At 43.2% G+C, this 7,177-nt stretch carries 8 protein-coding genes and 1 pseudogene; 7 read left to right on the forward strand and 2 right to left on the reverse strand.

Going from position 1 to position 7,177, the window contains the following annotated elements:
- The 5 genes from IQ242_RS12170 to IQ242_RS12190 all read left to right on the forward strand — a co-directional run.
- Positions 1 to 313, forward strand: a 313-nt coding sequence (locus IQ242_RS12170; RefSeq protein WP_193960150.1) for a zinc ribbon domain-containing protein, incomplete at its 5' end; no start/stop codon positions are given.
- 225 nt (positions 314 to 538) lie between these two features.
- Positions 539 to 850 (forward strand): ferredoxin, encoded by a 312-nt coding sequence (locus tag IQ242_RS12175; protein WP_193960151.1) that lies wholly within the window; start codon positions 539 to 541, stop codon positions 848 to 850.
- A gap of 207 nt (positions 851 to 1,057) precedes the next feature.
- Positions 1,058 to 1,759: an MBL fold metallo-hydrolase gene (locus tag IQ242_RS12180; protein ID WP_193960154.1), complete on the forward strand. Its 702-nt coding sequence runs from the start codon at positions 1,058 to 1,060 to the stop codon at positions 1,757 to 1,759.
- Positions 1,760 to 1,781: 22 nt separating this feature from the next.
- Entirely contained in the window at positions 1,782 to 2,327 is a 546-nt protein-coding gene (locus IQ242_RS12185) for a rhodanese-like domain-containing protein (protein WP_193960152.1), read from the forward strand.
- 208 nt (positions 2,328 to 2,535) lie between these two features.
- Positions 2,536 to 3,414 carry a sulfite exporter TauE/SafE family protein gene (locus IQ242_RS12190; RefSeq protein ID WP_002758816.1) on the forward strand — a complete coding sequence of 293 codons (879 nt, stop codon included), beginning with the start codon at positions 2,536 to 2,538 and terminating at the stop codon, positions 3,412 to 3,414.
- Positions 3,415 to 3,567: 153 nt separating this feature from the next.
- Here the strand turns inward: IQ242_RS12190 and hemC are convergent, their stop codons facing one another.
- Positions 3,568 to 4,527 (reverse strand): hydroxymethylbilane synthase, encoded by a 960-nt coding sequence (gene hemC / locus IQ242_RS12195; protein ID WP_193960153.1) that lies wholly within the window; start codon positions 4,525 to 4,527, stop codon positions 3,568 to 3,570.
- 443 nt (positions 4,528 to 4,970) lie between these two features.
- Here hemC and IQ242_RS12200 point away from each other — a divergent pair, with 443 nt between their 5' ends.
- Both IQ242_RS12200 and IQ242_RS12205 read left to right on the forward strand, forming a co-directional pair.
- A complete protein-coding gene (locus IQ242_RS12200; RefSeq protein WP_370582982.1) occupies positions 4,971 to 5,225 on the forward strand; it encodes a hypothetical protein in 255 nt (84 codons plus the stop codon).
- Positions 5,226 to 5,333: 108 nt separating this feature from the next.
- Positions 5,334 to 6,743: pseudogene (locus IQ242_RS12205) on the forward strand (SUMF1/EgtB/PvdO family nonheme iron enzyme); the annotation flags it as partial.
- 225 nt (positions 6,744 to 6,968) lie between these two features.
- On the opposite strand, the gene IQ242_RS26155 reads toward IQ242_RS12205, so the two are convergent.
- The coding region (locus tag IQ242_RS26155; protein ID WP_228020953.1) for a hypothetical protein at positions 6,969 to 7,177 on the reverse strand (209 nt) is incomplete at its 5' end.

Raw genomic sequence — 7,177 nt, forward strand, 5'->3', positions numbered from 1 at the left:
AATCACTCGACAGTTAGCCTATAAATGCCGTTGGTATGGAAGAAATTACATCGAAATAGATAGATGGTTTCCTAGCTCTAAACGGTGCAGTAATTGCGGGTATATTGCTGAAAAAATGCCGTTAAATATTCGAGAATGGGATTGTCCAGACTGTGGGACACACCATGACCGAGATGTTAACGCCAGTAAAAATATTTTGGCCGCAGGGCTTGCGGTGTCAGTCTGTAGAGCGACCATAAGACCAGAACAGAGTAAATCTGTTAAGGCAGGTGCGAAAAATCCTTCGGGAAAGAAGCAGAAACCTAAATCGTGAGGTTTGGGAATCACCGTCCGTTTACGGCGGTGAGGATGTCAACCACAACTATCGGGAGTTATTTACTCAAGAGATAAGTAAATATTATTTTAAGTTTATTTAAGGCTGTCATTACTAATGGTAAGTTGAGCCGGGTAAATTTTCCCGTAGTATCAAAAAGGAAACTCATTCGACCCGTTCAGTCTAAACGGGGAGAGAAGGGATTTTGAGACTGAGGAACAACCTATGGCAAAGAAAATAAAGACAACCACTTATAAAGTCACCCTGAAAACACCCGATGGCGATTATACAATTGATGTTCCCGATAATGAATATATTCTCGAGGCAGCAGAAGAACAAGGATTAGATTTACCCTTTTCTTGCCGTGCTGGTGCTTGCTCTAGTTGCGCTGGTCAAATCGAATCTGGTAGCGTTGATCAGTCTGATCAATCCTTCTTAGATGATGATCAAATTGAAGCGGGTTATGTCCTCACCTGTGTCGCCTATCCTACTTCTGACTGTGTGATCGTCACCCACAAAGAAGAAGATTTGTACTAATTTAACTCAATATTTATTTGGGGGTTAGATACTCCAACAATAATAGAGCGGGAACTGCAAGAGCGACAGTTCTCGCTTTATTTGTATTTTTGCCTCTTGACTCGACAGTGAGATACAGCCAAAAAATTAATCCTGCTAGAGGTTTTCTACAAATTCATAATTATATGGTAGTATAGTTATAAAGTTATATAAAGGGAGTCAGAGATGATGCTATTCCGTCAGATGTTTGATTCCGAAACCAGCACTTATACTTATTTGATTGCCGATCCCGTCAGCAAGGAAGCGGTATTGGTGGATCCAGTGCGGGAACAGGTGGAAAGGGATGATCGGCAATTACAGGAGCTAGGATTAACGCTAAAATACTGTTTAGAAACCCATATTCACGCCGATCACGTCACAGGAACTGGAAAATTAAGGCAAATCACAGGCTGTCTGGGTATAGTTCCCGAAAATGCTCAAGTAGCCTGTGCTGATCGCCATCTGGTAGATGGAGAGGGATTGTTACTAGGAAATATCACCATCAAAGCGATCGCTACTCCCGGCCACACCGATAGTCATCTAGCCTATTTAGTCAATAACAGTCATCTTTTGACAGGAGATGCCCTATTTATCCGGGGTTGTGGTCGTACCGACTTCCAGAGCGGCGATGCTGGTACCCTCTTTGATTCGGTCACGCAAAAACTTTTCACTCTCCCCGATAGTACCCTAGTTTATCCCGGCCACGACTATCGCGGTTTAACTGTCTCCACCATTGCCGAAGAAAAACAATACAATCCCCGTTTTCTCGGACGTAACCGCCGACAATTTATCGAGTTTATGAACAGTCTTAATTTACCAGATCCCAAAAAGATCATGGAGGCAGTTCCCGCTAACCAAGGCTGCGGTAATTTAGGAGTTGTTTTAGCTTAAAGATCCATTCAGGAGATTAACGATGACCAATACCACAAATCAGGCAAAATTACTAGAATTTGATGCCCATACTTTAAAAAACTTAATTGAGCGTCGAGAAGTTTGCTTAATTGACGTGCGAGAACCGGGGGAGTACGCAAGCGATCGCATTCCAGGGGCGAAATTAGTACCACTTTCCAGTTTTAACCCTAATTCGATCGCTTTTGACCCCGATCAAACCCTAGTTCTCTACTGTAATTCCGGCAGCAGATCCACTGTAGCAGCACAAAAACTGATTGCGGCAGGATTTAGCCAAGTTGCCCAGCTTAAAAACGGCTTAAATACTTGGAAAAGTGCGGGTTATGCCACCGAAAAAGACCAAAATGCGCCAATTAGCTTATTTCGTCAGGTGCAGATCGTTGCTGGTTCCTTAGTTGTCCTCGGAACAGTATTAGGAGCCTTTATCTCGCCTTGGTTCCTGATTTTAAGCGGTTTTGTCGGTTCCGGTCTAGTTTTTGCGGGGATTAGTAATACCTGTGCTTTAGCTATGCTTCTGGCTAAACTTCCCTATAATCAACCCCATCAGTAAGCAGTAATCAGTCATTAGTAATCAGTAACCAGTAAATAATGAAATATGATTTGCTGATAACTGATAACAAGAGAAGAATCTAAAACCTAAGATGTACTTAGTTTCTAGCCTTCTTTTTAGGTAGGAGAATTGTCAGATTCTTTACTTGGGGCCTGTTGCCTTCAGAAACTGATAACTGATAACTGATAACTGATAACTGATAACTGAAATGACTTGGTTAATTGGACATTTATTAGCCGTTTGTACGGGGATTAGTCTGGGATTGTTAGGAGGAGGAGGTTCTGTACTAGCATTACCGATTCTAGTCTATGTGATGGGAGTACCGACCAAATCTGCGATCGCTATGACGCTTCTAGTCATCGGTAGTGTCAGTTTACTCGGCACGATTCCCCACTGGAAAAAAGGCAACATTAACTTAAAAACCGCTTTTATCTTCGGTTCTGCCACGATGGTAGGGGCTTTTTTGGGAGCAAGATTAGCCACATTTCCCTTTGTCACTGCCACCTTCCAGATGCTCCTGTTTGCGACACTAATGCTTTTAGCGGCAGCCTTTATGATCCGCAGATCAGCACAGATAGATAATCCTGATTATAAAGCCCGCGATCGGCAAAAAAATCTGACTCTCTACCCCCAACCAGTCTGCCGATATTGCTGGCTCTGGTTAATGAGCGAAGGAATTGCTGTGGGTGTCCTGACGGGATTAGTTGGGGTTGGGGGAGGCTTCGCTATCGTTCCCGCGCTGGTATTATTGGGTAAAATCCCCATGGTTCAAGCGATCGCCACTTCCCTGCTGATTATTTTCCTCAATTCTGTAGCCGGATTACTGGGTTATTTAGGTCATATTAGCGTCGATTGGCAGTTAACCCTATCCTTTGCTTTTGCGGCTGCCCTCGGTACTCTTATCGGTTCCTATCTGGGACAGTTTGTGTCCGCAAAACAGTTACAAAAAGGTTTTGGTTATTTTCTCTTAGCGATCGCAACTTTAGTTTTAATTCAAAATCGTCACATCTTGCACAATTTCCTGACTCCGAAAGGCAATTCTATCATCCCGGCGGAGAAGACTATCAATCGAACTGAAGTCAATTAAATCTCGATACTGGGAGAATTGCTGCAATACTGATCAGCTGCTTGCCTATCCACATCACTTGTTAAAACTGCATGGGAGAGGCACTGGAGCTTTTTGCTGTTTAAGACTGATAACTGATAACTTACCCACTGATAACTGATCACTGATAACTGATTATCGTCCCACTTCAGCGAAAATCTGGGCTAAAATCTCTCCAGCACCAGCCTCGCGCACTTTATGGGCTAAATCTCGTCCTAAGACTTCCCCATGGCTAGGATCACCGCTAACCGAGTCCTTAATCAGGCGCTTACCGTCGAGACTAGCCACCATACCCGTTAAAGTTAGGATACCATCCTCGATCGCCGTATTCACTCCGATGGGAACTTGACAACCCCCCTCCAACTCCCGTAAAAAAGCGCGTTCAGCATAGCATCTATCGCGGCTAGGGGCGTGTTCCAACACTTTTAGGACTTCCAAAACCTCCGGATCTCCATCGCGGCATTCTATCCCTAAAGCCCCCTGTCCCACCGCATGGAGAGAAATCTCCGCCGGAATAACCTGATGAACTCGATCGCCTAATCCTAACCTTTCCAATCCCGCTACTGCCAGAATAATTGCGTCGTATTCTCCCGCGTCCAGTTTTGCCAGACGGGTGTTGACATTGCCGCGCACATCTTTAAAAGTCAGATGGGGATAATGGTAACGCAACTGGGCCAATCGCCGCAGGGAAGAAGTCCCCACCACCGCACCTTCCGGTAAAGTGTCTAATTGATAGTCTTGATTTTGGCTATTTACCACCAAAGCATCGGCCGGATTAACTCTTTCGGTGACGCAACCCAAGATTAAGCCTTCGGGCAAATTAGTGGGCAAATCCTTGAGAGAATGGACGGCAAGATCGATCGATCTATCCAACATTCCCACTTCTAGTTCTTTGGTAAATAAACCCTTATCACCGATTTTCGCTAGGGCCACATCGAGAATTTTATCGCCTTGGGTACTCATCGTCTCCACCTCAAACTGTCGATGGGGGTGGTGTTTACTCAATTCTGCCTGTACCCAATAGGTTTGTACTAGGGCTAACTGACTTTTACGCGAACCGATACGCAGGGAACGAGGAAGACTAGAAACGGACATATCTGAAGTAGGAATTTAACTAAACATCTATCGGACTGCTCGATCTAGACTATCCTGATCTCACCCCTGTTGAGTAATCACTTTCTAGGTTAGGCATAAATAGTTACATCTCTTAATATTTTTCAGGAAATGGGGTGACTATTATTCCCCACTGACAGCAAAGCTGAAAGCCTAGATTAAAATAGAGGGACAAAGGTTGCAACAGGGTCTAACTAATGACAATGTTTGAACGGACAAATTGGCTAAGTAGCTGGTTATAATTAAATTAAAAATGGATTTTAGGTTCGATCCCCCCTTATCAAGGGGGGATCTGCGCCCCCCTTATCAAGGGGGGATCAAGGGGGGATCAAAGGCACAATCTATCTTCAATTTAATAATTATAACCACTCACTTAATAGGATAGTTACACAACGTAAAAATTGGTTAATTCAGGAGTTATTATTATGCTAGACCAAATGATGAAGATGTTGGAAGGGCAACAAATAGGCCCTTATCATCTTAAGAAGTTTCTCGGTGCGGGTAGTTTCGGTGGTGTATTTCATGCTAGTGAAATGGTCAGAAATACATCGGTTCAAGAAGTTGCTGTTAAAGTTATCCCCGAAAGTAGCGATGATAAATTAAGGTTCTTCGTTACTTGGTATGGTTGGATAAGGTGGCATAAATCGACTAAATCCTTATCTGGCAAGAGACTTAATTGATTAGTTCGCTCTAGATAAAAGACAATTGAAAAAAATCGCCAAATGCCTTTCTAAATAAGGGTTCCATCCGTTATAACCCTCGTCCATTGCATAACACAAACCGAAGAACCTAAATTAATTGAATTAACAAATGCCAGAAAGTTAGAACATTCTAATTTAATTAAGGCTTATTCAGTGGGGGAATTTACTTTTCTTAATACAGAAATGCTTTATTTAGTGATGGAATTGGCACAGGGTAGCCTAGAAAATCACATCGCCAAAGGCGGTTTGTCATCAAGTGAAATTAAAAATATTACTGCTCAAGTCGCCCAAGGTTTAAATTATCTTCATGGACAAAATAAAGTCCATCGAGATTTAAAACTGGGTAATATCCTCAAGGTTAATCAACAATACAAGTTAGCAGATTTTGGCTTAATTAGAACTTTAAATAACAAAAGCCACACTCAAACAGTCCACAATAGCGGTACAATTATTTATATGCCTCCCGAAGCCTTTAGGGGGGATATTTCATCAGCCTGGGATTTGTGGTCATTGGGTATTATGTTAATCGAAATGACGACTAATCAACTTCCCTATAAGTTTAATAATGATATTCACCAGTTAATGGCCAAGGTGATGAATTGTGAGCTACAAATCCCCAGTTTACCGAAAGAGTTTAAACCGATTATTGAAGGGTGTTTGCAAAAAGATAGAAAACAAAGATGGACAGCACAACAGGTTTTAAATGCCTTACAACCTGTGGGATGGAATTCTCCCCCGCCACCTCCACCAGCACCATCAGCAGTCAAAAAGCTTGTTTCACCTACTCCATTTACCGAAAAACTACCCAATCGAGTCACACTGGAGATGGTGAGCTTACCAGCAGGTGAGTTTCTCATGGGATCTCCTGACAGTGAAGATGAAAAGCCTCCACACCAAGTTAAAGTCAACAGTTTTGCGATTGGTAAATATCCAGTGACTCAGGCACAATATGAAGCAGTAATGGGAACCAATCCCTCTCACTTTAAAAACAATCCCCAAAATCCGGTAGAACAGGTTAGTTGGAACTATGCTCAAGCCTTTTGTCAAAAATTGAGTCAAATAACAGGAAAAACCTATCGCCTACCGACGGAAGCGGAATGGGAATATGCCTGTCGTGCGGGGACAACCACTCGCTATTATTTTGGTGATGATGCTAATCAGTTAGGAAATTATGCTTGGTATGGCGGAAATTCTCAGGATAAAACTCATCCTGTGGGTCAGAAAAAGCCCAATGCTTGGGGACTCCATGACATGAGTGGCAATGTTTGGGAATGGTGCGAAGACGATTGGCACGATAACTATATCGGAGCGCCAAAGGATGGATCTGCGTGGCCTATCAATAATGATAATCGTTCTCAGTCTCCTAAGTGTCTGCGCGGCGGTTCTTGGGGCCGCTACCCTCTTGACTGTCGTTCTGCCCTCCGCAGCGGGAGCTACCCCGGCAACGGCGGCCTCAACGACGGTTTTCGGGTTGCGTGTGTCTCCCCAGGACTTTAACCCTTTGTTCTTTTGCTCTTTTGCCCTTTGTCTCCCGCCTAAGGGCGGGTCGATTTTTTTTGAGAAAATACCCTTGTTTCAAGGCTCTGCCTTGAAACACAATATTTAAGGCTCTGCCTTAAAGCAATATTCAGGTAGAACCTGAAGAGAGCGTTCCCAGGTAGAACCTGGGAACGAGATAACCTACGATCTACTTAATTAGAGTTTGCATAGAAGATTCAATTTTCAATTTCTGTCGATGGCGTTTGGAACTGAAACCCTTGGTAGGGACAATTCATGAATTGTCCCTACATTTTCGGAGTATAAATCATGAATTGTCCCTACATTTTCGGAGTATAAATCATGAATTGTCCCTACATTTTCGGAGTATAAATCATGAATTGTCCCTACATTTTCGGAGTATAAATCATGAATTGTCCCTACATTTTCGGAGT

The sequence above is a fragment of the Microcystis sp. LEGE 08355 genome, assembly GCF_015207185.1.
GTDB lineage: Bacteria > Cyanobacteriota > Cyanobacteriia > Cyanobacteriales > Microcystaceae > Microcystis > Microcystis panniformis.